The 24,593-nt window shown below is 70.8% G+C and carries 25 protein-coding genes and 2 tRNA genes; 14 read left to right on the top strand and 13 right to left on the bottom strand.

The features are described from left to right. The first annotated feature begins 87 nt into the window (after positions 1-87). Positions 88-708: a GyrI-like domain-containing protein gene (locus C0010_RS01790; protein ID WP_105565328.1), complete on the top strand. Its 621-nt coding sequence runs from the start codon at positions 88-90 to the stop codon at positions 706-708. A 34-nt stretch (positions 709-742) separates the two neighbouring features. On the opposite strand, the gene C0010_RS14840 is transcribed toward C0010_RS01790, so the two are convergent. Then, positions 743-892, bottom strand: coding sequence for a hypothetical protein (locus C0010_RS14840; protein ID WP_158685216.1), 150 nt, complete (start codon positions 890-892; stop codon positions 743-745). Positions 893-1,459: 567 nt separating this feature from the next. Next, positions 1,460-2,431: a 2-phospho-L-lactate transferase gene (gene cofD / locus C0010_RS01780; RefSeq protein ID WP_105565326.1), complete on the bottom strand. Its 972-nt coding sequence runs from the start codon at positions 2,429-2,431 to the stop codon at positions 1,460-1,462. A 145-nt stretch (positions 2,432-2,576) separates the two neighbouring features. On the opposite strand from cofD, the gene C0010_RS01775 reads away from it, so the two are divergent. Further along, positions 2,577-3,095 carry an FHA domain-containing protein gene (locus C0010_RS01775; protein WP_105565325.1) on the top strand — a complete coding sequence of 173 codons (519 nt, stop codon included), beginning with the start codon at positions 2,577-2,579 and terminating at the stop codon, positions 3,093-3,095. A gap of 93 nt (positions 3,096-3,188) precedes the next feature. Next, on the top strand, positions 3,189-4,172 hold the full coding sequence (locus C0010_RS01770) for a malate dehydrogenase (protein WP_105565324.1): 984 nt from the start codon (positions 3,189-3,191) through the stop codon (positions 4,170-4,172). A 71-nt stretch (positions 4,173-4,243) separates the two neighbouring features. Here the strand turns inward: C0010_RS01770 and C0010_RS01765 are convergent. The 4 genes from C0010_RS01765 to C0010_RS01750 all read right to left on the bottom strand — a co-directional run bounded on the left by C0010_RS01765 (position 4,244) and on the right by C0010_RS01750 (position 5,413). Next, positions 4,244-4,316 (bottom strand) — tRNA-His (locus C0010_RS01765). Between the two features lie 38 nt (positions 4,317-4,354). Next, on the bottom strand, positions 4,355-4,981 hold the full coding sequence (gene orn, locus C0010_RS01760; protein ID WP_105565323.1) for an oligoribonuclease: 627 nt from the start codon (positions 4,979-4,981) through the stop codon (positions 4,355-4,357). Positions 4,982-5,028: 47 nt separating this feature from the next. Beyond that, a tRNA-Arg gene (locus C0010_RS01755) sits at positions 5,029-5,100 on the bottom strand. A gap of 58 nt (positions 5,101-5,158) precedes the next feature. Next, on the bottom strand, positions 5,159-5,413 hold the full coding sequence (locus tag C0010_RS01750) for a hypothetical protein (protein ID WP_105565322.1): 255 nt from the start codon (positions 5,411-5,413) through the stop codon (positions 5,159-5,161). Between the two features lie 200 nt (positions 5,414-5,613). On the opposite strand from C0010_RS01750, the gene C0010_RS01745 reads away from it, so the two are divergent. Genes C0010_RS01745 through ettA form a run of 3 tightly spaced genes read left to right on the top strand, consistent with a single transcriptional unit; the run spans position 5,614 to position 8,446 of the window. Next, on the top strand, positions 5,614-6,171 hold the full coding sequence (locus tag C0010_RS01745; protein WP_158685215.1) for a single-stranded DNA-binding protein: 558 nt from the start codon (positions 5,614-5,616) through the stop codon (positions 6,169-6,171). Positions 6,172-6,223: 52 nt separating this feature from the next. Next, the gene (locus C0010_RS01740; RefSeq protein WP_105565320.1) at positions 6,224-6,709 is read left to right on the top strand and encodes a DUF6993 domain-containing protein; all 486 of its coding nucleotides are present in this window, start codon (positions 6,224-6,226) and stop codon (positions 6,707-6,709) included. Between the two features lie 54 nt (positions 6,710-6,763). Beyond that, the gene (gene ettA / locus C0010_RS01735) at positions 6,764-8,446 is read left to right on the top strand and encodes an energy-dependent translational throttle protein EttA (RefSeq protein WP_105565319.1); all 1,683 of its coding nucleotides are present in this window, start codon (positions 6,764-6,766) and stop codon (positions 8,444-8,446) included. A gap of 74 nt (positions 8,447-8,520) precedes the next feature. On the opposite strand, the gene C0010_RS01730 is transcribed toward ettA, so the two are convergent. From C0010_RS01730 to C0010_RS01720, 3 genes are all read right to left on the bottom strand, one after another. Continuing rightward, complete coding sequence (locus tag C0010_RS01730) at positions 8,521-9,444, bottom strand: glycine betaine ABC transporter substrate-binding protein (protein WP_105565552.1); 924 nt, start codon at positions 9,442-9,444, stop codon at positions 8,521-8,523. A 67-nt stretch (positions 9,445-9,511) separates the two neighbouring features. Next, positions 9,512-10,486 (bottom strand): ABC transporter permease, encoded by a 975-nt coding sequence (locus C0010_RS01725; protein ID WP_105565318.1) that lies wholly within the window; start codon positions 10,484-10,486, stop codon positions 9,512-9,514. Further along, positions 10,486-11,799: a quaternary amine ABC transporter ATP-binding protein gene (locus C0010_RS01720; protein WP_105565317.1), complete on the bottom strand. Its 1,314-nt coding sequence runs from the start codon at positions 11,797-11,799 to the stop codon at positions 10,486-10,488. Before C0010_RS01720 ends, C0010_RS01725 begins: the two co-directional genes overlap by 1 nt. A 332-nt stretch (positions 11,800-12,131) precedes the next feature. Between C0010_RS01720 and C0010_RS01715 the strand changes: the two genes are divergently transcribed. Both C0010_RS01715 and sufU read left to right on the top strand, forming a co-directional pair. Further along, on the top strand, positions 12,132-13,406 hold the full coding sequence (locus C0010_RS01715) for an aminotransferase class V-fold PLP-dependent enzyme (RefSeq protein WP_105565551.1): 1,275 nt from the start codon (positions 12,132-12,134) through the stop codon (positions 13,404-13,406). After that, a complete protein-coding gene (gene sufU / locus C0010_RS01710; protein ID WP_105565316.1) occupies positions 13,403-13,843 on the top strand; it encodes a Fe-S cluster assembly sulfur transfer protein SufU in 441 nt (146 codons plus the stop codon). The genes C0010_RS01715 and sufU overlap by 4 nt, the downstream gene beginning before the upstream one ends. Before the next feature lie 84 nt (positions 13,844-13,927). On the opposite strand, the gene C0010_RS01705 is transcribed toward sufU, so the two are convergent. Further along, positions 13,928-14,809 (bottom strand): acyl-CoA thioesterase, encoded by an 882-nt coding sequence (locus C0010_RS01705; RefSeq protein ID WP_232531664.1) that lies wholly within the window; start codon positions 14,807-14,809, stop codon positions 13,928-13,930. Between the two features lie 199 nt (positions 14,810-15,008). Between C0010_RS01705 and C0010_RS01700 the strand changes: the two genes are divergently transcribed. Next, positions 15,009-15,665 carry a hypothetical protein gene (locus tag C0010_RS01700; protein WP_105565315.1) on the top strand — a complete coding sequence of 219 codons (657 nt, stop codon included), beginning with the start codon at positions 15,009-15,011 and terminating at the stop codon, positions 15,663-15,665. Between the two features lie 30 nt (positions 15,666-15,695). On the opposite strand, the gene C0010_RS01695 is transcribed toward C0010_RS01700, so the two are convergent. Both C0010_RS01695 and pepN read right to left on the bottom strand, forming a co-directional pair. Further along, positions 15,696-16,094 (bottom strand): globin, encoded by a 399-nt coding sequence (locus C0010_RS01695; protein WP_105565314.1) that lies wholly within the window; start codon positions 16,092-16,094, stop codon positions 15,696-15,698. A gap of 2 nt (positions 16,095-16,096) precedes the next feature. Next, entirely contained in the window at positions 16,097-18,646 is a 2,550-nt protein-coding gene (gene pepN, locus C0010_RS01690; protein ID WP_105565313.1) for an aminopeptidase N, read from the bottom strand. Positions 18,647-18,875: 229 nt separating this feature from the next. Between pepN and C0010_RS01685 the strand changes: the two genes are divergently transcribed. From C0010_RS01685 to C0010_RS01670, 4 genes are read left to right on the top strand one after another with little or no spacing between them, the layout of a single operon-like run. Continuing rightward, entirely contained in the window at positions 18,876-20,072 is a 1,197-nt protein-coding gene (locus C0010_RS01685) for a ferrochelatase (protein ID WP_105565312.1), read from the top strand. Positions 20,073-20,092: 20 nt separating this feature from the next. Continuing rightward, positions 20,093-20,578, top strand: coding sequence for a ribose-5-phosphate isomerase (locus tag C0010_RS01680; RefSeq protein ID WP_105565311.1), 486 nt, complete (start codon positions 20,093-20,095; stop codon positions 20,576-20,578). Beyond that, a complete protein-coding gene (locus tag C0010_RS01675) occupies positions 20,571-21,569 on the top strand; it encodes an Fpg/Nei family DNA glycosylase (RefSeq protein WP_105565310.1) in 999 nt (332 codons plus the stop codon). Before C0010_RS01680 ends, C0010_RS01675 begins: the two co-directional genes overlap by 8 nt. A gap of 34 nt (positions 21,570-21,603) precedes the next feature. Continuing rightward, entirely contained in the window at positions 21,604-23,133 is a 1,530-nt protein-coding gene (locus C0010_RS01670; RefSeq protein WP_105565309.1) for an amidohydrolase, read from the top strand. 184 nt (positions 23,134-23,317) lie between these two features. Here C0010_RS01670 and C0010_RS01665 read toward each other — a convergent pair whose 3' ends face one another. Further along, positions 23,318-23,800 (bottom strand): Dps family protein, encoded by a 483-nt coding sequence (locus C0010_RS01665; RefSeq protein WP_105565308.1) that lies wholly within the window; start codon positions 23,798-23,800, stop codon positions 23,318-23,320. Positions 23,801-24,025: 225 nt separating this feature from the next. On the opposite strand from C0010_RS01665, the gene C0010_RS01660 reads away from it, so the two are divergent. Beyond that, positions 24,026-24,556, top strand: coding sequence for a gamma carbonic anhydrase family protein (locus C0010_RS01660; RefSeq protein WP_105565307.1), 531 nt, complete (start codon positions 24,026-24,028; stop codon positions 24,554-24,556). The last annotated feature ends 37 nt before the right edge of the window (positions 24,557-24,593 follow it).

The following is a 24,593-nucleotide window of genomic DNA, read 5'->3' as shown; positions in this document are numbered from 1 at the left end:
GCGCGGCTGCCCGCGGCCGTGTGAGAATCGCCCTATGCCCGAAGCTCTCCGCATCAGCGCGATGCGACGACGCACGTCGGGCGCCGGATGAGCGACAAGCTCGACGTGAAGACGTCGCTCGACGGCTACCGGGCCGCAGCGGGGGAGTTCCGCCTGCTCGAGCTCGCGCCGCAGCGCTACCTCGCGGTGGACGGCGCTGGCGACCCGAACACGGCCCCGGCCTATCGAGAGGCGCTCGCCGCGCTGTATCCGGTGGCGTATGCGATGAAGTTCGCGAGCAGGCGCGAGCTCGGGCGCGACTACGTCGTGCCGCCGCTCGAGGGGCTGTGGTGGGCCGACGACATGGCGAGCTTCACGACGTCGCGGGACAAATCCCGCTGGTCCTGGACCATGCTGCTGCTGATCCCGGAATGGCTGCGGGAGGCCGATGCCGAGTCGGCGGTCGCCGCGGTTGCCGCGAAGGGCGCGCCGGAACGGCTCGACGACCTGCGCATCGAAGAGCTCCGCGAAGGGCTGTGCGCGCAGACGCTGCACGTCGGGTCGTACGACGATGAGGGGCCCGTGCTCGAGCGGATGCACACCGAGTTCCTTCCGAGCGGCGGCCTCGTACCGACGGGGCGGCACCACGAGGTGTACCTCAGCGACCCGCGGCGCACCGCGCCCGAGAAGCTCCGCACGATCCTGCGCCAGCCGGTCGCTCGAGTCTGACCGTCGGCGGGGCGCGGCGGCGCCCCGCCGACGGTCAGCCGATGAACGGCGGATGCTGCCAGCCCTGGGTCGGCAGCGAGCGCAGCTCGGCCGCATCCGGGCGCCGCGAAGTCGCGGGGTCGCCGTGGGCGGCGAATCCGCGGTCCCGGGCGGCCGGCTGTGTGCCCCAGATGAGCAGGAGCATGCCGAGGCGCATGGCGATGCGCGCGGGCAGCGCGGTTCTCGGGGAACGGCCGCGGAGAGCGGCGGCGGGCTCGGGCGCGGTGGTACTCGGGGGATGGGAGGTGGCGAGGTCCGGCACGGGGTTCTCCTGAGGAAAGGGGTGAGCTGAGAAGGATCGACGGCGCGCGGCCCGCGCGGGGCGGCGTGTCGATGCGGGCGCGACACGGATCGAAGGGGCGTCGCGGCGGCGGCGTCCGGCGTCGGCGGAAGCGGACACCGGAGCGGTCGTGCGCGAGCGAACAGCGCGGGGCGGCGCACCGATCGGCGCCGCGGCCGAGGGTTCTCGCTAGCGGGCGGCCCCGCCTGCGAACGCGCGCCTGCGGGCCCCGCGCGGAGCCGGGGACAGCGCGCCGATATTGATCAGAGTGATCATCATGGGTACCGCCTCCCTCCGAGGCTCCGCGGGCGGTGGGCCCGAATCGTGCAGGTGCGAGAAGAGACGCTACCGGCGCCGCGGGGCCGCGTCAAGCAGACTCACAGGGTTCGGCTGGAGCCCGCCGTCCGGGCGCGCAGTCGAAGCCGGCCCGCGCTACCGCCGGACGTCGGACGCGAGGGCGAGTGCGTCGGCGGCGAGCCTCGCCGAAGTTCCGGCGTCGCGCATCCACAGCGGAACGGCGCGGGTGTCGATCCCGGATGCCGCGAGCGGCTCAATGGCGCGGGCATCGGTCTCGTCGACGAGCCAGCCGTCGAGCAGGCCGCCGGCGCCGCGGGCGCCGTAGTGCCGTGCCACCGCTTCTGCGGACGCCTCGACGCCCACGATCGAGAGGCACGTGTCAGCCATGCCGCGCACGACCGCGCCGCCGATGATCCCCGAGACGCCGACGATCGGCGCCGGCGCATCGGCGAGCGCCTCGCGCATTCCGGGCACGGCCAGGACCGGTCCGACGGAGACGATCGGGTTCGACGGTGCGATCAGGACGACGTCGGCGAGCGCGATCGCCCCGAGCGCGCCGTCGGTGGGGGCGGCGGACTCGATGCCCTGCTGCCGGAAGCCCGTCGCCGCGAGGCCCGCGCGATGGCGCACCCACCACTCCTGGAAGTGGATGTCGTCGCCGTCGGCGAGTTCGACGCGCGTGTCGATCTCGTCGTCGGTCGCCGGGTGGAGGGTGACGCCGAGGTCCCACCGCTCGCCGAGGCGGCGGTACACCTCCGAGACGGTCCGGCCCTCGCGCAGCCACGCCGTGCGCGCGATGTGCGTGCCGAGGTCGAGGTCGCCGAGCGTGAACCATTCCGGGGCCGTTCCCCACGAGGCGAGCTCACCCGATACGCGCTCGCTCTCGCCGTCGCGCCCCCATCCGCGGTCGGCGTCGTTCACGCCGGCGAGCGCGTAGAGGAGGCTGTCGTGGTCGGGGGCGATGCGCAGGCCAGAGACCCACCAGTCGTCGGCGGTGTTCACCACGACGTCGATGCGGTGCTCCTCGCCCGAACCGCGAGCCCATTCGCGCACGCCCGAGACGAATCGGGCGCACCCGACGCCCCCTCCGATGATCGTGATCCGCATGCCGTCAACGCTAGCCGCTCGACGGGGAGCGCGACGCCCGGTCACTGCCGCCGGGAGGCGCACGAGCGTAGAATGGAGGTGCCGCCGCGACGCCGTCGTCGTCGAAGGCGCCGCGACGCGCGCCGCCGATGCCGAGGAGGGCGTCATGAGCAAGCAGATGACAGCGCCGCAGACCACGACTACGCACGGGCCGTGGGGCTCAGGGAACCCGCACCTGAGCATCCGGCGCAGCGACCATCGGATGGACTTCGCGCTGGTGTCCGGAACCGTGCGCCTCGGCGCCGCACCCGATATGGAGCTGATCGTTCCGGGCGCCGAGCCGCACCACGCCACGATCGTGCACAACGAGTACGACGAGTTCGTCCTCACGATGCACGGTGAGGGGGAGATGAACGCGGCGCCCGAGAACCCGAACGAGCGCACGGAGACGCTCCGCAGCGGGGCACGGTTCACGATCGGCGGGTGGGAGTTCGTGTTCTGGCGCGCCGAGGCTTCCGACCACGGCCGTCCCTACGGCGGCCGCAACGGGGGAGAGGGCGCCCACGAGCACGGGCAGAACCCCCGCCCGGACTATCACCGCGAAGCGCTCCGCGACGCGGAGGCGGCCGTGCGGCACACCCGCTCCACGATCCTCGTCGAGCATCCCGAGCTCGGCGGGCGCTGAGCCGAGCCGCTCTCCGCGCGCGGGGCGGCGCGCCCCGCGACCCGACGGGCTGCGGCGGCCCGCGAAGCGGGGCGGCACGCGTAGGGTGGCCGCATGGCCACGACGATCACGATCACGGGCGCGGGCGGTCAGATCGGCTACGCGCTTCTGTTCCGCATCGCGGCGGGGGACCTGCTCGGAGCCGAGGAGCACGTGCGGCTGCGGCTGCTGGAGATCCCGCAGGGTGTGAAGAGCGCAGAGGGCGCCGCCCTCGAGCTGCAGGACGGCGCGTTCGCGCTGCTCGACGACGTCGAGGTGACGGACAGCGCCGACACCGCGTTCGACGGCTGCGATCTCGCGCTGCTCGTGGGCGCCCGACCTCGGGGGCCCGGCATGGAGCGCGGAGACCTGCTCGCCGCGAACGCGGGCATCTTCGGGCCGCAGGGCCGCGCGATCGCCGAGAACGCGGCGCCGGGTGTTCGCGTCACGGTCGTCGGCAACCCCGCGAACACGAATGCGCTGATCGCCGCCTCGGCGGCCGACGGCGTGCCGGCGGAGCGCTTCTCGGCGCTCACGCGGCTCGACGAGAACCGTGCCAGGGCGCAGCTCGCCGCGGCTCTCGAAGCGCCGGTCGCGAGCATTCGGAACGTGCCGATCTGGGGAAACCACTCGGCCACGCAGTTCCCCGACGTGTCGCATGCGACGATCGACGGGCGCCCCGTGCGCGACGCGCTCGCCGAGCGGGTCGGAGACGTGCCGAGCTGGCTCGAGGACACGTTCATCCCGCGCGTCGCGAAGCGCGGCGCAGAGATCATCGACGTGCGCGGCTCGTCGTCCGTCGCATCGGCGGCGAACGCGGCGATCGGGCATGCGCGTGACTGGGTGCGCGGCACCGAAGGGTGGACGAGCGCGGGCGTCGTCTCGCACGGCGAGTACGGGGTGCCGGAAGGCCTCGTGTCGTCCTTCCCCGTGGAATCCGTCGACGGACAGTGGCGGATCGTCGAGGGGCTCGAGATCGACGCCTGGTCCCGCGCCAGGATCGACGCGTCGGTCGCCGAGCTCGTCGCCGAGCGCGAGGCGGTCCGCGAGCTGTTGTGAGGGCGGCGAGTTCGCGAACCGCCCGGGCACGCGAGAAGGCCCCTGCCGAGGCAGGGGCCTTCTCGATTCCGGGTGGCTGACGGGGCTTGAACCCGCGACCCCCGCGACCACAACGCGGTGCTCTACCAACTGAGCTACAGCCACCATGCGCCCCGCACCGGCGGGACAACTGGACTATTCTGTCACACGTTTTCGGCGAAGGACAAAACGACCGACTTCGCCGTGTCGCGCGCCTCGTCGCTCGTCGGGCCGGGCGCCGGGACGAACACGGCCTCGCGGTAGTACCGCAGCTCGCGGATGGATTCGAGGATGTCGGCGAGGGCGCGGTGGCCGCCGTCCTTCGCGGGGGCCTGGAAGTACGCGCGCGGGAACCAGCGGCGCGAGAGCTCCTTCACACTCGACACGTCGACGCTGCGGTAGTGCAGGTGCTCGTCGACCTGCGGCATGTACTTCGCCAGGAACATGCGATCGGTGCCGATCGTATTGCCCGCCAGCGGCGCCTTGCCCGAGACGGGCGCGAAGCGCTTGATGTACTCGAGCGAGCGGCGCTCGGCTTCCTCGAGGGAGACGCCGTCGGGCATCTCGGTGAGCAGCCCGCTCGACTTGTGCATCTTCGTGACGAAGTCGTTCATGTGCTTCAGGGCGGCCTCGCCGGGCTTGATGACGACCTGGAAGCCCGGGTCGAGCACGTTCAGCTCGAAGTCGGTCACGACGATTGCGATCTCGCACAGCTCGTCGACCGCGAGGTCGAGACCCGTCATCTCGCAGTCGATCCACACGAGCCGGTCGTTCTCGGATGCGTTTGCCATGCCACAACCCTAACCGCGGCGGCAGACATCCCCGGAGCGGGGTTCGGTCCCCCAGGCACGATTCGAACGTGCGACCGGCGACTTAGAAGATCGATGCTCTTCCGCTGAGCTACTGGGGGTCGGCGACCAGTTTAGCGGGGCGTCGCCCATGGGTGGGAAACCGGCGTGTGCGCCCGGTCAGCGGAGCGCCGCGACGGCGTCGTCGGGGGACCAGAAGGCCCCGACTTCGACGAAGCCGGCCGTTGCCGGCCGATAGCGCTCCGCGCGGTAGCGCACCCCCTGGGGCGTCTCCACCGCGCGCAGGTGACCTCGCACGCGGCCGCGTGCGTCGACGACGCGCCACAGCGCGGCCGCCGCGCGCACGAGGTGCTCGCGCCCTGGGGAGAGGCGGGGTGTGGCCGTGGGGACGGCGGGTACGGCTGCTGCATTCATGAGGTCTCCCTTCTGCGCCCAACGGTAGGCCGGGCCTACGACATTCCGGCGCGACCGGGCCTTCGTGGGCGCAAGGCCTCGCTCACACCGCCGGATCCCGCCCGATCCGTCCCCACACGCCGGGCGAGCCTGGCCCGGAGCACCGGCGCGCGCGCACGCTGAGTCGGGCCCGAACGGGTGGAATCGAGAAGGGAATGAACATGAGCGAATCGATCACGGTCGTCGGGACGATCGGCTCGGCGCCGCAGGGTCACACGACGCAGACGGGGCGGCACGTCACGAGCTTCCGCCTCGCCTGCACGCCCCGCGTGCGCGATCGGGAGACGGGCGAATGGCGCGACGGTGCGACGAACTGGTACTCGATCGCCGTGTGGGAGCAGCTGGGGCGGAACGCCCTGGGGTCGCTGCGCAAAGGGGAGAGGGCGATCGTCTCGGGCCGCCTGCGCCTGCGCCAATGGGAGAAGGACGAGAGGTCGGGCATGGACGCCGAGATCACCGCGACGGCGATCGGCCACGACCTGAAATGGGGCACGGCGCAGTTCGCCGGCGCCCCGCGTCCGGACCGGCACGCGGATGCGGGATCTCCTGCGGTCGGCGACGAACAGGCGGAGGCCAGGTGGGATCCGCGGCCGCTCGTTCCGGACGCCGCGACCGGAGCGGGCGAGGGGCCGACGGGCCCAGCGCCGGCCGCGGCCGCGTCGGGGTTCCCTGGTGCCGCCGACGGGGCGGGTGACGACGACGAGGAGACGCCGTACTGAGGGCGCGACCGCGCTCAGCCGCGCGCGGGCGCCGCGTCGGTAGACTCGGGGCGTGACTCGACGCGATACGGCCCTGGCCGCCTTGGCGCTCTCCGCGCTCGCCGCGACGGTGCTCGCTGGCTGCGCCCCGGAGTCGGCCGACGACGCGCGGCCCGAGGCGCCGCAGACGGCCGCGCCGGAGGAGGCACCGGAGGAGCCTGCCCTCACGGAGTTCGACCCTGAGGGAACGGCCGAGGACAACCTGGAGCTGTTCGCGCAGGTGACGAATGACGTCTGGGAGTCCGAGGACGGAGTCCGCGGGCGCGACTACGTCGACGCGCTCGTCGACAAGGGCTTCGACAAGTCGCAGATGCAGGTCACGAGCGACGCGACCACGATCGGCTGGGAGGTCGAGTCGCTGATGTTCTCCGTGCAGCTCGGCGACGAGTGCCTCGTCGGCCAGGTCGGCCCCTCGACGGGTGACCCCGTCGCCAACGTCCAGCCGCTGCTCGACGCCGGCGCGTGCATGCTCGGCAGCACCCGCGCGATCGACTGGTAGGCCGCTTCTTCCCGCCCCGTCATCCGGGGCACACACCCCTAGACTGGAGACGCTATGGCGGAATTCATTTATCAGATGATCAAGGCCCGCAAGAAGGTGGGCGACAAGCTGATCCTCGACGACGTCACCATGTCGTTCTACCCGGGCGCGAAGATCGGCATGGTCGGCCCGAACGGTGCCGGGAAGTCGACGATCCTGAAGATCATGGCGGGGCTCGACACCCCGTCGAACGGCGAGGCGTACCTCACGCCCGGCTATTCGGTCGGCATCCTGATGCAGGAGCCGGAGCTGGACGAGTCGAAGACCGTGCTCGAGAACGTGCAGGACGGCGTCGGCGAGATCAAGGCCAAGGTCGATCGCTTCAACGAGATCTCCGGGCTGATGGCCGAGCCCGATGCCGATTTCGACGCGCTGCTCGAAGAGATGGGCAAGCTTCAGGAAGACATCGACCACGCGGACGCGTGGGACCTCGACGCACAGCTCGAGCAGGCGATGGACGCCCTGCGCACGCCCCCCGGAGACGCGCAGATCTCCCACCTGTCCGGTGGCGAGAAGCGCCGCGTCGCGCTCTGCAAGCTCCTGCTCGAGAAGCCCGACCTGCTGCTCCTCGACGAGCCGACCAACCACCTCGACGCCGAGAGCGTGCTCTGGCTCGAGCAGCACCTGCAGTCGTACGCGGGCGCCGTCATCGCGATCACGCACGACCGGTACTTCCTGGACAACATCGCGCAGTGGATCGCCGAGGTCGACCGCGGCCGGCTCTACCCCTACGAGGGCAACTACTCGACGTACCTCGAGAAGAAGGCCGAGCGCCTCGACGTGCAGGGCAAGAAGGACGCGAAGCTGCAGAAGCGCCTCAAGGAGGAGCTCGACTGGGTCCGTTCGAACTCGAAGGGCCGCCAGGCGAAGTCGAAGGCCCGCCTGGCGCGCTACGAGGAGATGGCGGCGGAGGCCGAGCGCACCAGGAAGCTCGACTTCGACGAGATCCAGATCCCCGCGGGCCCGCGCCTCGGCTCCGTCGTGATCGAGGCGAAGAAGCTCGAGAAGGGCTTCGACGACAGAACTCTGATCGAGGACCTGAGCTTCTCGCTGCCGCCCAACGGCATCATCGGCGTCATCGGCCCGAACGGCGTCGGCAAGACGACGCTGTTCAAGACGATCGTCGGGCTCGAGCCGATCGACGGTGGGGACCTGAGGGTCGGCGAGACGGTGAAGATCAGCTACGTCGACCAGTCCCGGTCGAACATCGACCCGGAGAAGACGCTGTGGGAGGTCGTCAGCGACGGCCTCGACATCATCACGGTCGGCAAGACCGAGATCCCGTCGCGCGCTTACGTGTCGAAGTTCGGCTTCAAGGGCCCCGACCAGCAGAAGAAGGCCGGCGTGCTCTCCGGCGGTGAGCGCAACCGCCTGAACCTGGCGCTGACGCTCAAGGAGGGCGGCAACGTCCTGCTCCTCGACGAGCCGACGAACGACCTGGACGTCGAGACCCTTCAGTCGCTCGAGAACGCGCTGCTCGAGTTCCCCGGCTGCGCCGTGGTCGTCACGCACGACCGGTGGTTCCTCGACCGCGTTGCGACGCACATCCTCGCGTACGAGGGCACGGAGGAGAACCCGGCCAACTGGTACTGGTTCGAGGGCAACTTCGAGGCCTACGAGGCGAACAAGATCGAGCGGCTCGGCCCGGACGCCGCCCGCCCGCACCGCACCACCCACCGCAAGCTGACACGCGGGTAACACCACCCCCACGGAAAGCGACCCCGGATGATCATCCGATCATCCGGGGCCGCTTGCTGTGTCAGAGCGTCAGATCACTCGTTCGGGAGCAGCGTCTCGAAGGCGTCCGGGTTCGCGTCGATCCACTCGGTGATCGCCTCGGACTTGTCGGTGTCGTCCGCGTACTTGTTGACGACCGTGTCCTCGAGCGAGCCGTAGGCGGCGTCGTCGAGCTTCATGCCGGCGATCAGTTCGGCGGCCTCGGGATTCTCGTCGGCCCAGCCGGCCGTGGCCAGCGGGTGCAGGCCCTCGGGCTCGCCCATGGCGCCCTCAGGGTCCTCGAGGTCCTTGACGTCGTAGGCGTCGTTCGCCCAGAACGGACGCCACAGCGTCACGACGATGTCCTCCTCGTTCGCGATCGCATCCTCGAGCGTCGTGAGCATGGCGGCCGTCGACGACGTCTTCAGCTCGTACTCGTCGTCGAGCTCATAGGTCGGCATCGCCGATGTCTGCGTCACCTCGGTGAGACCAGCGCTCGGCTCGATGCCGATGATCTCTCCGTTGAAGCGGTCGGCCTGGCCCTTGAGGTCGGCGATCGAGTTGACGTCGTCCATGTACGACGGGACGGCCATCGTCAGCACGGCGCCGTCATAGTAGGTGCCGAGGTCCTCGAGCTGGTCGCCGTACTCCTCCATGTAGGAGGCGTGCGTGACCTCGGGCCAGGCCGACGGGAAGATGTCGACATCGCCGTTGGCGAGTCCCGTGTACAGGATGCCCGCCTCGGTGAGCTCCTCCATCTCGACGGTGTAGCCGAGCTTCTCGAGCTGGTCCTTCAGCAGGTACGAGACCGACAGTCCGTCGGTCCACGACGGCAGGTAACCGAGCGTGACGGTCTTGTCGCCGTCACCGGAACCGCCGTCGCCGGAACCGCCGTCCTCGGTGCCGCCCGAGCAGCCGGCGAGGGCGAGCGAGCCGACCATGCCGATGCCCGCGAGTGCGGCGAGCTTGTGCTTCTTCATCATGGTGATGATTCCTTTCCTTCGGCGCCTGCGGCGCCTGTGATTGCAAGGGGTCGGGGTCGGAGAATCAGACGAGGCTCGAGCCGGCGCGCTTCGGGCCGACCTGCTCCAGCTTCTTCGCCTCCGCTGCCGCGGCGGCGGCCGCATCGGCGCGCGCATCGCGGGCGTGGCCGCGCTTGCGCTGGATCTTGCCTAGCAGCGAGCCCTTGAACTCTGCGGGCGTGCCGAGCGCGGCCGTGACGCGGTCGAGGTAGATCGCGAGGAAGACGATGCCGAGGCCCGCGTTGATGCCGAGCGGGATGTTGATCGTCGTGATCGCCGCGATGACTTCCTTGCCGAGGCCGTCGGCGCCGGCCATACCGGCGACGACCGCCATCGACAGCGAGAGCATGATGACCTGGTTGACGCCGGCCATGATGCTCGGCATCGCGAGGGGCAGCTGGATGCCGCGGAGGATCTGACTCGGAGTCGCGCCGAAGGCCTTGCCGGCCTCGACCGTCTCCGAGTCGACGCCCCGGATGCCCAGCTCGGTCATCCGGACGCCGGGTGCGATCGCGAACAGCACAGTGGCGAACACGCCGGGCACGAAGCCGATGTGGAAGAAGACGACCGCGAGCAGCAGGTAGATGAAGGCGGGCATCGTCTGCATGAAGTCGAGGATCGGCTTCACGATCATGCTGAACGTGTCGTTGCGCGCCGCGGCGATGCCGACGGGGATCGCGATCAGGATCGCGACGAGCGTCGCGACGAGGACGAGCGCGAGCGTGAGCATCGCGTTCTCCCACATGCCCATGCCGACGACGAGCACCATCGTGACGACCGTGCCGATCGCCATCTGCCAGGAGCGGAAGAACCAGGCGATCGCCGCGAGGATGATGATCATCAGCACCGGCGGGACGGCGTTGAGGCCGTCCGCCAGGTTCTCGACGACCCATCCGAGCACGAGCGAGATGAAGTCGAGCAGCCACGTGAAGGTGGCGTTGATCCAGTCGAACAGTGCGTCCGCCCAGTCACCGATCGGAATGTTGAAGTTCTCGAGCATCAGCGCGCCTCCTCGCTTCCGGCGACCGGCGCTTCGAGCGGCTGGCCGTCCTCACTGGCTTCGAGTACCTGGTCGATGACGTGTGCCGACACCGGCAGCGTCGGCAGCGTGATCTCCTCCGTCGCGCCGGGGCCGGGGCCCAGGGCCGCGAGGAGCGTGACGCGCGGGATGACGCCGACGAGGCGACCGCTGTCGTCGGTGACTGCGACCGCGAGCTTCGACTCGACGGCGGGCACGAACAGATCCATGAGCACGTCATCGACGCCGACCGATGTCGCGTCGTCCTTGATCACGGAGGTGATGCTGCGCTCGCCCTTCCGGACGAGCCGGATCGCGTCGCGGTCCTCGATCGTGCCGATGAGCTTCCGGTCGCGGTCCACGACGTACGCGGCGCTGGAGTGGTTGTCGCGCATGACCTTGAGCGCGCTGCGCGGGCCCGACGTCGCGTTGACGACGGCGAGCGGCTTCTCCATCACGTTCGACGCCGTGAGCACGCGCGCACGGTCGACGTCCTGCACGAACTGCTCGACGTAGTCGTTGGCAGGGTCCGTGAGGATGTCCTCCGGCGTGCCGATCTGCACGATGCGGCCGTCGCGCATGACGGCAATGCGGTCACCGAGGAACATGGCCTCGTTGAGGTCGTGCGTGATGAAGACGATCGTCTTCTGCAGCTTGTCCTGCAGCTCGACGAGCTGCTCCTGCATCTCGCGCCGGATGAGCGGGTCGAGCGCGCTGAACGCCTCGTCCATCAGCAGGATCTCGGTATCGGCCGCGAGCGCGCGGGCGATGCCGACGCGCTGCTGCATGCCGCCGGACAACTGGCTCGGGAGCTTCTCGCCCCAGCCGCCGAGCCCGACGAGATCGAGGATCTCGTTCGCCTTCGCGCGGCGCTCGTCGGTGCCGACGCCCTGCAGCTCGAGGGGATACGCGACGTTGTCGATCACGGTGCGGTGGGGCAGGAGCGCGAAGTGCTGGAAGACCATCGCGATCCTGTCGCGGCGGATCTCGCGCAGCTTCTTCTCCGACACCTTCGTGATGTCGTCGTCGCCGATCAGCAGGGAGCCCGCCGTGGCGTCGTGCAGGCCGTTGATCATGCGGATCAGTGTCGACTTGCCGGAACCGGACAGGCCCATCACGACGAAGATCTCGCCGCGGTTGACGTGGAAGGATGCGTCGATGACGGCGGCGGTCGTGCCGGAGCCGAGCTCATCGCGGGGGGTGCCGGAGCGCAGTCGCTCGACGGCCTCGTTCCCGCGGCGTCCGAAGACCTTGTACAGGCCCTCCGCTCGCAGGACGACTTCTTCGTTGCTCAAGGTTCTCCTCGGTGTTCTTCGGAGAGGGGCGGCTTCGGGTGCCGCCCTCAACAGAAATGCCCGGGGTTTCCGGGCACGTGCCTTCCATGTTGCTCGGATTGTCAACAAAATGCATCTTCACGGCTTGGTAACGGCGACCCGCGCGGATCGGCCGACTTCCCCGGCATCACGCGCATGTCGTGGGGGCGCGGGGTGCTCCCAGGTTGCGATGAGCCGTTACCTGACTGTTATAAAATCCGGAGTCCGCTGTCGGTTCGTCCCCTGGTGGGCCCCGATTCCGTGGTGTAGCGGTGCGGCGCCCGTTCCGCACGGACAGCCCCGACCCTTCGGTCATGCGAGACAATGGAAGCGTGAGTTCTCCCGACCTCGGCCGCGCCCGGCGCGCCGATTTCCCCTTCTTCTCGTCGCATCCGGATGCCGTGTACCTGGATTCGGGCGCGACGTCGCAGCGCCCCGACGCCGTCATCGACGCCGAGGTCGACTTCGTGCGCTCGGACTACGCAGCGGTGCACCGCGGCTCGTCGGTCGCGACCGGTGAGGCGACCTGGGCGTTCGAGAGCGCGCGCGAACGCGTTGCGGCGTTCGTCGGGGCGGGGGAGCGCGAGCTCGTCTGGACGGCGGGCGCGACGGACGCGCTCAACATGATCTCGCTCGGAATCTCGGACGCTTCGGCGGGCCTCGGTGACGACAGCCTCGCGCTGTCCGCCGGCGACGAGATCGTCCTCACAGAAGCCGAGCACCACGCCAACCTCATCCCGTGGCAGCGCCTCGCGAAGCGCACGGGCGCCGTCCTGCGGCCCGTGGGGGTCGACGCCGACGGCCTCTGGTCCATCGACGCGATGCGCGCCGTCGTGACGCCGCGCACGCGCCTGATCGCGTTCCCGCACGTCTCCAACGTCACGGGGCAGATCGCGCCCGTGGGTGACGTCGTCGAGCTCGCTCGGTCCGTCGGCGCACTCACGGTGCTCGACGCGTGCCAGTCGGTTCCCCACATGCCCGTGGACGTGTCGGCGCTCGGCGTCGACTTCGCGGCGTTCTCCGCGCACAAGATGCTGGGTCCCACGGGGATCGGCGCCCTCTACGGGAGAGCGGAGCTGCTCGACGCGCTCCCGCCGGCGCGGACGGGAGGGTCGATGATCACGACCGTCACGCTCGACGAAGCCGAGTTCCTCCCGGCGCCGAACAGGTTCGAGGCCGGGACTCAGCCGGTCTCGCAGGCCATCGGGTTCGGGGCCGCCGCCGCGTACCTCTCCGCGCTCGGGATGGGCGCCGTGCGCGCCCACGAGGAGCGCATCGCCGAGGCGCTCGTGGAAGCCGCGTCGCGCACCCCCGGCGTTCGCCTCGTCGGCCCGGCGGCTGGCCACGAGCGCGCGGCGATCGCGAGCGTCATCGTCGACGGCGTACACGCGCACGACGTCGGCCAGTTCCTCGACGACCGGGGCGTGACCATCCGGACGGGCCATCACTGCGCCCAGCCGTTGCACCGCGCTCTCGGCGTCGCATCCACAACGCGCGCGAGCGCGTCCGTCTACACCGACCTCGACGACGTCGCCCGCTTCGGCGAGGCGCTCGGTGAGGTCCGCGACTACTTCGGGGTGACCGCATGAGCGACCTGGACGACCTGTATCGCGAGGTGATCCTCGACCACAACCGCACGCCGCAGGGCAAGGGTGACCCGCACGCCGAGGCGCACTCCCACCACGAGCTGAACCCGTCGTGCGGCGACGAGATCACGCTCGGCGCGACCGTCGACGAGGCGGGAACGATCTCGTCGCTGCACTGGGAGGGCCAGGGGTGCAGCATCTCGATGGCGTCGGCGTCGGTGATGAGCGCCCTGCTCACGGGCGCTTCCCGCGACGACGCGTTCGCGCGCATCGAGGAGTTCCGCGAGATGCTGCGCTCGCGGGGCGCCGTCGAGCCGACCGAGGAGCTCGAGGACGCAGCGGCGTTCCAGGGGGTCGGCAAGTACGTCATGCGCATCAAGTGCGCGATGCTCGGTTGGGTCGCCCTCGAGGCCTGCCTCAAGGAGTCCGCTGCCGCTTGACCCGCTCGAGCGCTCCCGCCGGCCGAGGCGCGCCGGGGCGGTCGGCCGCCACCGGGCCGAAACTGCCAGCGGGCGAGCAGCCCGTCAGCGGCGGCCGTCGGGCACGCGCGACATGATCTCCTGCGCGACGCTGGCGACGAGTATGCCGTCTCGGGAATACAGGCGGCCCTGGCTGAGCCCGCGCCCGCCGCCCGAAGACGGCGACTCCTGCACGTACAGCATCCACTCGTCGGCCTTCACGGGCCGGTGCCACCAGATCGCGTGATCGAGGCTGGCGGTGTTCATTCCGGGAGTCGCCCACGGCATGCCGTTGGCGCGCATGACGGGCTCCTGGATCGTGAAGTCGCTCAGGTAGGCCAGCGCGGCGCGGTGCAGCGTCTGATCACCGCCGAGCTCGCCCCGTACGCGGGTCCACACCGCCTGCGTCGGCGACGGTTCGTCGACCGTCAGCCAGATGTCGCCGTTCGCGTGCCGCACCTCGACGGGGTTCTCCCGCAGCAGGCGACCCGACATGGGGTGCTCGGCGTAGGTGTCGGCGGGGTCGGGCAGGTGCTCCGGCTGCGGCAGGCCCTCCGGCATCGGGAGCTGATGCGAGAAGCCGGGGTCGTCATCCTGGAACGAGCAGATCGACGAGAAGATCGGCGTGCCGTCCTGGTAGGCCTGCACGGCCCTGCGCGCGAACGAGCGACCGTCGTGGATGCGCGAGACCGCGAAGGTGACGGGCTTCGTCGCGTCGCCGGGGCGCAGGAAGTATCCGTGGAAGGAATGCGGCTCGCGCGGGTCGGGGAGCGTTCGCGAGGCCGCGATCACCGACTGGCCCAGCACCTGGCCGCCGAAGATGCGGCCGGAGGGCATCGGCTGCGAACGCCCGACGAAGATGTCGGTCGAGGTGCGCGCGCCCGGCTCCTCGAGATCGAGGAACTCGCGCAGTCGTGCGACGGGGTCGCGGGGTGTCGTCTCGCTCACGCCGCAAGTCTACGGAAGCCGCCTCGAGTTATCGGCGCGCCCCGTTCCGACCGGTGTGAGCGGAACGGGGCGCGGATCGCGATTCCCCCGAGGCGCGCACGCGGCCGCGGGCCGGGGCGGCGCGATAGGGCCTCCGCTGGGACGACACGGCCGGTCACAGTCGGGGCCGGTGCCCAGCCCGCCTCCATAGACTGTCCGGATGACCGCGCGATTGCTGTTCCCCGATGCCGAGACCGCGCGGGACGCGCTCACCTTCGCGGGGCGGGCGGAACGCGCCGGAGGAGAGGGTGTGCGCCTGCAGGCCGCCGGGGGAGTGCTCGCGATGACGAGCGCCGCACTCGCCCCGCAGGGTCTGCTCGACCGCACGCCGACGGTGCTCGCGATGCGCGTCGTCCGCGTCGACCCCGAGCTCGAGTGCGACCTCGTCGTGGCCTCCCTCGCGGAGACGGAGGACCCGGCCGCGCTGGCGCTGCCGGACACGGCACTCTCGCCCGCGTGGGCGGGCGTGCAGCCGCCGCGCGGCGGCTGGGAGGCCGCGGGGGAGATCCCCGCCGCCGACCTCGCCTCCCGCGCGCAGTGGGGCATCTCGGCCGTCGCCCATCAGCTGCCGACCGACCCCGGCGAAGACGTCGTCCGCACCGTGCGCGGCGCGGTCTGGGGCGAGCCGGACGAGGACGTGCTGTCGCTGCCGAGGGGCGTGGCGTTCGCCGCGTTCGCCTTCGGGTTCATCGCGGGCGAGGAGCGGGCGCGGGTGACGACGTCCGGTCGCTGGACGCGGGTGACGCTCGAGCGCGGTCACGTCATCAGCCGGGGCCCCGCGGCCTCCGGGCTCACGGCCGTCCGCGCCACCGGCTGAGGCCGCCGCGGGCGTGCGCCCCGCCGCTCGTCAGGGCCGCGGCGTCGGCTCGAACGTGTTGACGAGCGAGTGCGCGGCCCTGTTCAGGTAATCCCAGAGCGTCTCCTCGAGCAGCGGCGGCAGCTCGAGGGAGTCGACCGCCCTGCGCATGTGCGCGAGCCAGCGGTCTCGAGCATCGGGGTTCACGTGGAAGGCGTTGTGCCGCATGCGGAGCCGCGGGTGCCCTCGGTGTTCGCTGTACGTCTTCGGCCCGCCCCAGTACTGCTCGAGGAACAGCGTCAGGCGCTCCTCGGCGGGGCCGAGGTCCTCCTCGGGGTACATCGGGCGGAGCACCTCGTCTTCGGCGACACCTCGGTAGAACTCCCTGACCAGGCGGGCGAACGTGTCGTGCCCGCCCACCTGGTCGTAGAAGGAGATCTGCTCGTCCATGCTCACTCGGCGTCGCGCTCCTGCGCGTTCAGGGCGCGCTCGACGCCCGCGAGGCACTCGTTCACGATGCGGCGCAGCGCGGCGGGCGCGTCGTCGTTATCGCGGAGCCAGGCGCGCGTCGCGTCGCGGAGCTCGACGTTCGCCAGCGGCGCCGGGTAGAGCAGCTCGATCAGGTACGACGCGATCTGGTACGTCCTGGCCTCCCAGACGGGCAGCAGCATCTCGAAGTACCGCGGCACGAACTCCGTCAGCGAGTCGCGCGTCGCCGGATGCACGAAGCCCATCGCGGCCGAGCGCACGACAGTGTTCGGCAGTTCGTCGGACTCGACGAGCGCCGCCCACGCGGTGTTCTTCGCTTTCGAGGTCGGCAGGGCCGCACGGGCGCGCGCTGCCAGCTCGGCGCCGTTGGCCGTGTTGTCGGCCTCGAGCGCGGCGTCGATCTCCGCGGACCCGGCGACGCCTCCCGCTGCGAGCGAGATCAGCAGCTGCCACGAGAGGTCGGTGTCGATCTCGAGCCCGTCGATCGGCAGGGTGCCGTCTCGCAGGCCCTTGACGGCCGCCCAGTGGTCGGGCATCGACGCGGCCGAGGCGAACGCCGTCGCGAGCTGGAGCTGGATGTCGCTGCCCGGCTCCGCCTGCTTCAGCAGCATCCAGAGGCCGTCAGCCACGCGCTTGCGCGCGCCCGCACGCTCATCCGGTGCGACGTACGCGTTCGCGGCGAGCTGCACCTGGCTGAGCGTGGTCCGGATCGTGGTCGACTCGGTCTCGGTGCCGATGTTGCGCAGCACGAGGCCGATGTAGTCGCTCGCGGGCGTCTCGCCGTCGCGCACCTGGTCCCAGGCCGCGCCCCAGACGAGGGACCGGGCGAGCGGGTCGGCGATGCCGGCGAGATGCTCGGTCGCGGTGTCGAGGCTGTGCGCGTCGAGGCGGATCTTCGCGTAGGCGAGGTCCTCGTCGTTCAGCAGCACGAGGTCGGGGCGTGCGTGGCCCTTCAGCTCCTCGACGTTGGTCACGTCGCCGTCGACGTCGATCTCGGCGTAGTGTCGGCGCACCAGCGCCTGGCCGTCGAGGTCGTAGAAGCCGATGCCGAGGCGGTGCGGGCGGATGGTCGCGTAGTCGGCCGGCGCCGTCTGCAGCACGGCGAAGCGGGTGATCCTGCCGTCGACGTCGGCTTCGACGATCGGGGCGAGGGTGTTCACGCCCGACGTCTCGAGCCACTTCGCCGACCAGCCGCTGAGGTCGCGGCCGCTCGCGGACTCGAGCTCGACGAGCAGGTCGCTGAGCGTCGTGTTCCCGAACGCGTGCTTGCGGAAGTACTCGCCGACGCCGGCGAAGAACGCGTCGATGCCGACGTACGCGGCGAGCTGCTTCAGCACCGAGCCGCCCTTGGCGTACGTGATGCCGTCGAAGTTGACCTGGACGTCCTCGAGGTCGTTGATCTCGGCGACGACCGGGTGGGTCGACGGCAGCTGGTCCTGACGGTACGCCCAGGTCTTCTCCATGGCGTTGAACGTCGTCCAGGCGCCGGTCCACTCGGTCGCCTCTGCCGTTGCGATCGTCGATGCCCACTCCGCGAACGACTCGTTCAGCCAGAGGTCGTTCCACCACTCCATCGTCACGAGGTCGCCGAACCACATGTGCGCGAGCTCGTGGAGGATCGTGACGACCCGGCGCTCGCGGATGGCGTCGGAGACCTTGCTGCGGAAGACGTACGACTCCGTGAACGTCACGGCGCCTGCGTTCTCCATGGCGCCGGCGTTGAACTCCGGCACGAACATCTGGTCGTACTTCGCGAACGGGTACTCGACCCCGAACTTCTCCTCGTAGTACGCGAAGCCCTGACGCGTCTTCTCGAAGATGTAGTCGGCGTCGACGTATTCCCACAGGCTCTGGCGGGCGAACACACCGAGCGGGATCACGCGGCCGGCCGAGTTCGTCAGCTCCGAGCGGGTGACGCGGTACGGGCCGGCGACGAGCGCCGTGATGTAGGACGAGATGCGCGGAGTCGGCTCGAAGCCCCAGGTCGCGTGGTCGCTGTCCTCGTGCAGGATCGGCTCGGGAGTCGGCTGGTTGGAGATCACCTGCCAGTACGAGGGGGCCGAAACCGTGAACTGGAACGTCGCCTTCAGGTCGGGCTGCTCGAATACGGCGAACACGCGCCGCGAGTCGGGCACCTCGAACTGGGAGTAGAGGTAGACCTCGCCGTCGACGGGATCGACGAAGCGGTGCAGGCCCTCGCCCGTGTTCGTGTAGGCGCAGTCGGCGTCGACGATGAGCTCGTTCTCGGCCGCGAGGTCGTCGAGGCGGATGCGCGAGTCGGCGAACACCTCGGCCGGCTCGAGCTGGCGGCCGTTCAGCGTGATCTCGTTGACCGTCGGAGCGATCAGGTCGATGAAGGTCGAGCTGCCCTCGGCGGCGGTGAATCGCACGACGCTGCGCGAACCGAACACCTCGGCGCCCTTGGTCAGATTGAGCGTCACCGCGTAAGACTGGGTCTCGATGACCGAGCGGCGCTCCTGCGCCTCCGCGCGTGTGAGGTTCTCTCCAGGCACTGGGTCTCCCTCTCGGAAAGGTTGGGGGAATGGCGGGGTGGTGACCCCGCGAACTGCTCAAGCCTACGTGTTCTGCGCGGCGGAACGGTCACAGACGACGCAGGATGACCGGATCCGGCGCTCGCCGACCCGCGGCGCGGAGGTCGTGGCACCCCGTCCGGAATATCCGACGCCCACTGACTGAGAACCCGCGCAGGAAGGCCTTCTACGCGGGTGCGAAAATGGACGCGTGACATCCGGAGACACCCCTCAGACCGTCCCATTCGCGTCCGCAGCAGCGAGCAGCGGTGCACCGTTCGTCGAGGAGCCCGTCGCGTACGACGCGCTCCTGCTGTCGAGCTTCGGCGGCCCGGAGGGGCAGGACGACGTGATCCCGTTCCTGCGCAACGTGACGCGCGGCCGCGGCATCCCGGATGAGCGGCTCGAGGAGGTCGCGGTGCACTACCGCCACTTCGGCGGGATCAGCCCGATCAACCAGCACAATCGCGAGCTGCTGGAGGCGCTCCGCGCCGAGCTGCAGCGCCGCGGCGTCGACCTGCCCGTGTATTGGGGCAACCGCAACTGGGAGCCGTACATCGAGGACACCGTCGCCCAGGCGGCGGCCGACGGCCACCGCACGCTGCTCGCGATCGCGACGAGCGCCTACAGCTCGTACTCGAGCGATCGGCAGTACCGCGAGGACTTCGCGAGGGCGCTCCTGACGACGGGCCTCGGCGAGGGCGACGATCCCGTCACGATCGACAAGGTGCGCCTCTTCTTCGACCACCCCGGCTTCGTCGAGCCGTTCTACGAGGGCGTGCGCGCGGCGGTCGAGGGCTTCCTCGCCGAAGGCACCGCTCCCGAGGCCGTGCGGGTGCTCTTCTCGACCCACTCGATCCCGATGGGCGACGCCGCGAAGTCGGGCCCCGGCGATCGCGAGTGGCCGGCAGGCGGGGCGTACGCCGCCCAGCACAGTGCCGTCGCGGCGCACATCATGGATCGTCTCGCGCGCGAGGTGCCTGCCGCGGGCGCCGTGGGTTGGGACCTCGTGTACCAGTCGCGCTCGGGCCCGCCGAGCCAGCCGTGGCTCGAGCCCGACGTCAACGACCGGATCGCCGAGCTGCCCGCCGAGGGCATCCGGGCCGTCGCGATCACCCCGCTGGGCTTCGTGAGCGACCACATGGAGGTCATGTGGGACCTCGACAACGAGGCGATGGCATCGGCCGAGGAAGCGGGCCTCGCGGCCGTGCGAACGCAGACCCCCGGCACTCACCCCGCGTTCGTCGTCGGCCTGATCGACCTCGTCGAGGAGCGGTTGAACGGCACGCCGGCCGCCGAGCGACCGCACCTGACCGAGCTCGGCCCCTGGTACGACGTCTCGCGCGCGGGCGACTGCGAGAACGCGCGGCTCGGCTTCCGGCCGGCGGCGGCCGGGCTGCTTCCCTGAGTTAGGGAAGAATAGCCCCCATGCGCATCCATATCGCCACCGATCACGCCGGACTCGAGTTCTCGACGCAGCTGCAGGAGCGCCTCGCGGCGGCGGGCCACGACGTCGTCGACCACGGGCCGGTCTCGTACGACCCCGTCGACGACTACCCCTCGTTCTGCATCAGGGCGGCCCAGGCCGTCGTGGCGGACCAGAGGGCGGGCGCCGAAGCGCTCGGCGTCGTCTTCGGCGGCTCGGGCAACGGCGAGCAGATCGCGGCGAACAAGGTCGAGGGCATCCGCGCCGCGCTGGTGTGGAACCTGTCGACGGCCGAGCTCGCGCGCGAGCACAACGACGCCAACGTCATCTCGATCGGAGCCAGGCAGCACACGTTCGAGGAGGCGCTGGCGTTCATCGAGAGGTTCATCGGCACGCCCTTCTCCGGCGACGAGCGCCACGCCCGCCGCATCGGCAAGGTCGCGGCATACGAGACCGACGGATCGCTGGACCCGGATCCCCGTGCCTGAGGGGCACTCCGTCCACAGGATCGCGCGCCAGTTCGCGCGGAACTTCGTCGGCCGCACGGTCGCCGTGTCGAGCCCCCAGGGCCGGTTCGCTGACGGCGCCGCCGTGCTCGACGGGCGCGAACTGGTCTCGGCCAAGGCCGTCGGGAAGCAGATGTTCCTCGAGTTCTCGGGCGATGCCTGGCTGCGCGTGCATCTGGGCCTCTACGGCGCGTGGGACTTCGCGGGAGAGATCGAGGTCGACCCGACGATCGCGAGCGCGAACGGCCGGATGGGGCAGACCAACCAGCGCGGCACGGATATCGGCGATGCGGTGTACGACGACGCCGGCGAGAACTCGCTCGCGTCCATCGGCGCACCGAGGAGGGCTCGCGGCCACGTGCGGATGTCGGAGCAGACCAAGGGCATCGACGACGAGGTGATCGAGTGGCCGCCGCCCGTCGTCGGCCAGGTGCGTGCGCGCCTGATGACCGACGCCACGTGCGCCGACCTGCGCGGGCCGACGGCCTGCGCCGTCGAGACACCGGAGCAGGTCGCGGCCGTGATCGACAGGCTCGGCCCTGACCCCCTCGTCGGCGACCCCGCGGACAACGAGCGCCGCTTCGTCGCCGCCGTGCGCCGACGCGGCGTCGCGATCGGCCAGCTGCTCATGGACCAGGCAGTCGTGAGCGGCATCGGCAACGTGTATCGCGCCGAGATGCTCTTCCGGGCGCGCCTCGACCCGCACGCTCCGGGGAGGGCCGTGCAGGAGGAGACGCTGCGTGCCCTGTGGCACGACTGGGAGCGCCTGCTGCGCATCGGCGTCGAGACCGGCCAGATGATGACGATGGACGGTCTCACCGGCGACGCCTGGCGCCGCGCCATGGCGAGTCGCGACGACCGGCATTGGGTGTACCACCGGGCGGGCCTGCCGTGCCGCGTGTGCGGCACGGAGATCGTGCTCGAGGAGATGCAGGCGCGCAAGCTGTACTGGTGCCCCGGCTGCCAGAAGTAGGCCCGAGGGCGGAGGGAGAACCGTGGCTGAGCGGATGAACGCGGGCGAGGCGGTCGATGTGATCGCGAACGCGCGGATCGGCGGCGAGGGGCGCGAACTCATGCCGCTCGCGATGGTCGGTGAGGACGAGCCGTACGACGTGTTCCTGGCGGGCGGGCGCATCGTCGACATCGCGCCCGCCGGCCTCGCTCGCCGCACGGGTGCCGTGCTCGACGCGGCCGGCGCCTGGCTCGTGCCCGGTCTCTGGGACCACCACGTGCATGCCGTGCCGTGGGCCCTCGAGTCGCAACGGGTGTCGCTCGGCCTCACCCGCTCGGCGGCCGAGGCCGCGGCCGCGATGGTGGGCGCGCCCGTCCTCGCCGACGGGCGGAGGGTCGGAAGCGGCATCAGGGACGCCTTCTGGCCGGAACCCGCCGATCTCGAGCTCCTCGACCGGGCGACGGGCGAGGTGCCGACATATCTCATCAACGCCGACCTGCACAGCGCGTGGCTCAACTCGGCGGCCCTGCGCCGCGAGGGCTGGCGCAGCGACGACGGCTTCGTGCGCGAGGAGGACGCGTTCGAGCTCGCGCGACGACTGGGCGACCTCGACGACGCGATCGTCGACGCAGCCGTCTCCGACATGGTGCGGCGGGCGGCCGCGCGCGGTGTGGTCGGCATCGTCGACATGCACATGGAGTTCAGCGGCGACGACTGGGCGCGGCGCGAGGCCGCGGGGCTCGACCTGCTCCGCGTGTCGACGGCGGCGTACACGCATCGGCTCGAGGACATCATCGCCCGCGGCCTGGCTTCGGGCGACGTGCTGCCCGGCAGTTCCGGTCTCGTCCGGATGGGGCCGTACAAGGTCATCACCGACGGCTCGCTCGGCACGCGCACGGCGGCGTGCTCCCACCCGTACGACGCGTTGCACGCGGCGGACGGCGCTCCCACGGGCCGCGGGGCTCTCAACGTCGCGCCGGACGAGCTGGTCGCGCACCTGACGCGCGCGGCGGGTTCCGGCATCGCCGCCGCCGTGCACGCGATCGGCGACGTGGCCGTGGCCCATGCGCTCGACGGCTTCGCGGCATCCGGTGCGACGGGGTCGGTCGAGCATGCGCAGCTGGTGCGCAGCGCCGACCTGGCGCGCTTCGCACGGCTCGGGGTCACGGCGAGCGTGCAGCCGACCCACGCCGTCGAGGACCGTGATCTCGTCGACGAGCTGTGGGCGTCGCAGACGGCCACCCCCTACGCGTGGCGGGCGCTCAGCGATGCGGGGGCGAACCTCGCGTTCGGCTCGGATGCGCCCGTTTCGGCGCTCGACCCCTGGAAGCAGATCGCCGCAGCCGTGCTCCGCCGCGACGACGACCGCCCGGCGTGGCGCCCCGAGGACGCGCTCGATGCGGCCACGGCGCTGGCGGCGTCGACCCGCGGCGGCTCATCCGGCGGTCAGCGCATCCTGCCGGGGGAGAGCGCCGACCTCGCGCTCGTCGCTCACGACCCGCTCGCGGCCGGGGAGCGGGAGCTGCGCGGCATGCCGGTCGCGGCCACTCTGCTCGGCGGCCGGCTCACGCACGTCGCGGCCTGACTCCGCACCGTTGGGGCCCGACCATGCGCTCCGAGCGTAGGCAACTTCCTCGGAACTAGGCCATATCCGGATGAATCGGCCTAATCTCGGGGATTCTGCCTACGCTCGGGGCACGGCAGGCACGGACGGCCGGCGCACGCAACGGCGCCCCTGGGGCAAGCCCAGGGGCGCCTTCAAGCGCTGCTTACGCGGCGAGGTGCGAGATGAGGAACCAGCGGTCCTTCTCGAGGCCCGCCTTGATCCCGATGGCGATGTCCTGGCTCGTCAGGTCGATCTCGTCGAGGCCGTCGATGGCGGCCTGGGTGTCGGCGATGATCTGGTCCATGTCGGCGATGACAGCCGCGATGACGGCGTCCGACTGCTCGAAGCCCGCGCCGACCTTCGTCGCGGCGGTCTTCTCGGCGACCGCGTTGGCGCGGGCGTCGATCGGAAGGCCGAGGGCGACGATGCGCTCCGCGGCGGTGTCGGCCCAGTCGCCCGCGTGGGCGACGAGCGTGTCGAGGAACTCGTGCACGCCGACGAAGTTGGCGCCGCGGACGTGCCAGTGCGCCTGCTTGCCGTTCAGGGTCAGGGCCTGCAGGCCGAGGACGACGGGCGCGAGGAACTGCGAGGTGCCCGCCGCGACGGTCGGGTCGCTGGCGGTGGTTGCGATGGTCTGGTTGCTCATGGCTGGTCCCTCCCGAGGAACGTTGTCGTGTTGGTATCAACCGTACGCGTCCGGAAGTATTCCGCAAGCAAGTGAAGGCTCGGCTAATTCGCCTCTGATCTGGGCAAAGTAAGCCTGTCCTTACGCGGGGAGCGGGCCGCAGGGCGGCCGTGGCCCTGCGGCCGGGACGCGCCGCTGCCCGGGTCGCGATGGTCCGTGCCGCGCCCGCGCTGGCATGATGGCACCATGACCATTTCCGCCGGTGCGAGCGTGCTTCCCCTCGATGGTTCGGTTCCGGATGTCGCGCGCGGCGCGTACGTCGCCGACGGCGCGCGCGTGATCGGCGATGTGGCGCTGGGGGAGCGGGCGAGCATCTGGTACAACGCCGTCGTGCGCGGCGATGTCAACGCCATCGTGATCGGTGCGCGCAGCAATGTGCAGGACAACGTCTCGATCCACGTAGATTCCGATCACTACGCCCTCATCGGTCAGGACGTCTCGATCGGCCACAACGCCGTCGTGCACGGGTGCGAGATCGGCGATGGCAGCCTCATCGGGATCGGGAGCGTCGTGCTCTCCGGCGCCGTGATCGGCGCAGAGTCGCTCGTCGCCGCCGGAGCGGTCGTGCTGGAGGGAACCGAGGTGCCGCCGCGCTCGCTCGTGGCGGGCGTGCCGGCGAAGGTCCGCCGCGAGCTGACGGATGAGGAAGTCGCCGGCCTGAGGCAGAACGCGGAGCGCTACCTCGCAACGGCGGCGCGCCACGCGAAGCCCGCCTGATTCACGGGCTGCGGCCGGCTTGCCCTATAGTGGAACC

Source organism: Microbacterium halophytorum, from assembly GCF_002970975.1.
In the GTDB taxonomy this organism is placed as follows: domain Bacteria; phylum Actinomycetota; class Actinomycetes; order Actinomycetales; family Microbacteriaceae; genus Microbacterium; species Microbacterium halophytorum.
Note: the sequence above shows the minus strand (reverse complement) of the source record. Positions and strands in the feature narration are given on the sequence as shown.

Bases quoted from the DNA above. Each gene is read 5' to 3' on its own strand.
- C0010_RS01790 (WP_105565328.1), top strand. From the start codon at position 88: ATGAGCGACAAGCTCGACGTGAAGACGTCGCTCGACGGCTACCGGGCC.
- C0010_RS14840 (WP_158685216.1), bottom strand. From the start codon at position 892: ATGCTCCTGCTCATCTGGGGCACACAGCCGGCCGCCCGGGACCGCGGA.
- cofD (WP_105565326.1), bottom strand. From the start codon at position 2,431: ATGCGGATCACGATCATCGGAGGGGGCGTCGGGTGCGCCCGATTCGTC.
- C0010_RS01775 (WP_105565325.1), top strand. From the start codon at position 2,577: ATGAGCAAGCAGATGACAGCGCCGCAGACCACGACTACGCACGGGCCG.
- C0010_RS01770 (WP_105565324.1), top strand. From the start codon at position 3,189: ATGGCCACGACGATCACGATCACGGGCGCGGGCGGTCAGATCGGCTAC.
- orn (WP_105565323.1), bottom strand. From the start codon at position 4,981: ATGGCAAACGCATCCGAGAACGACCGGCTCGTGTGGATCGACTGCGAG.
- C0010_RS01750 (WP_105565322.1), bottom strand. From the start codon at position 5,413: ATGAATGCAGCAGCCGTACCCGCCGTCCCCACGGCCACACCCCGCCTC.
- C0010_RS01745 (WP_158685215.1), top strand. From the start codon at position 5,614: ATGAGCGAATCGATCACGGTCGTCGGGACGATCGGCTCGGCGCCGCAG.
- ettA (WP_105565319.1), top strand. From the start codon at position 6,764: ATGGCGGAATTCATTTATCAGATGATCAAGGCCCGCAAGAAGGTGGGC.
- C0010_RS01730 (WP_105565552.1), bottom strand. From the start codon at position 9,444: ATGAAGAAGCACAAGCTCGCCGCACTCGCGGGCATCGGCATGGTCGGC.
- C0010_RS01725 (WP_105565318.1), bottom strand. From the start codon at position 10,486: ATGCTCGAGAACTTCAACATTCCGATCGGTGACTGGGCGGACGCACTG.
- C0010_RS01715 (WP_105565551.1), top strand. From the start codon at position 12,132: ATGCGAGACAATGGAAGCGTGAGTTCTCCCGACCTCGGCCGCGCCCGG.
- sufU (WP_105565316.1), top strand. From the start codon at position 13,403: ATGAGCGACCTGGACGACCTGTATCGCGAGGTGATCCTCGACCACAAC.
- C0010_RS01700 (WP_105565315.1), top strand. From the start codon at position 15,009: ATGACCGCGCGATTGCTGTTCCCCGATGCCGAGACCGCGCGGGACGCG.
- C0010_RS01695 (WP_105565314.1), bottom strand. From the start codon at position 16,094: ATGGACGAGCAGATCTCCTTCTACGACCAGGTGGGCGGGCACGACACG.
- C0010_RS01680 (WP_105565311.1), top strand. From the start codon at position 20,093: ATGCGCATCCATATCGCCACCGATCACGCCGGACTCGAGTTCTCGACG.
- C0010_RS01670 (WP_105565309.1), top strand. From the start codon at position 21,604: ATGAACGCGGGCGAGGCGGTCGATGTGATCGCGAACGCGCGGATCGGC.
- C0010_RS01665 (WP_105565308.1), bottom strand. From the start codon at position 23,800: ATGAGCAACCAGACCATCGCAACCACCGCCAGCGACCCGACCGTCGCG.
- C0010_RS01660 (WP_105565307.1), top strand. From the start codon at position 24,026: ATGACCATTTCCGCCGGTGCGAGCGTGCTTCCCCTCGATGGTTCGGTT.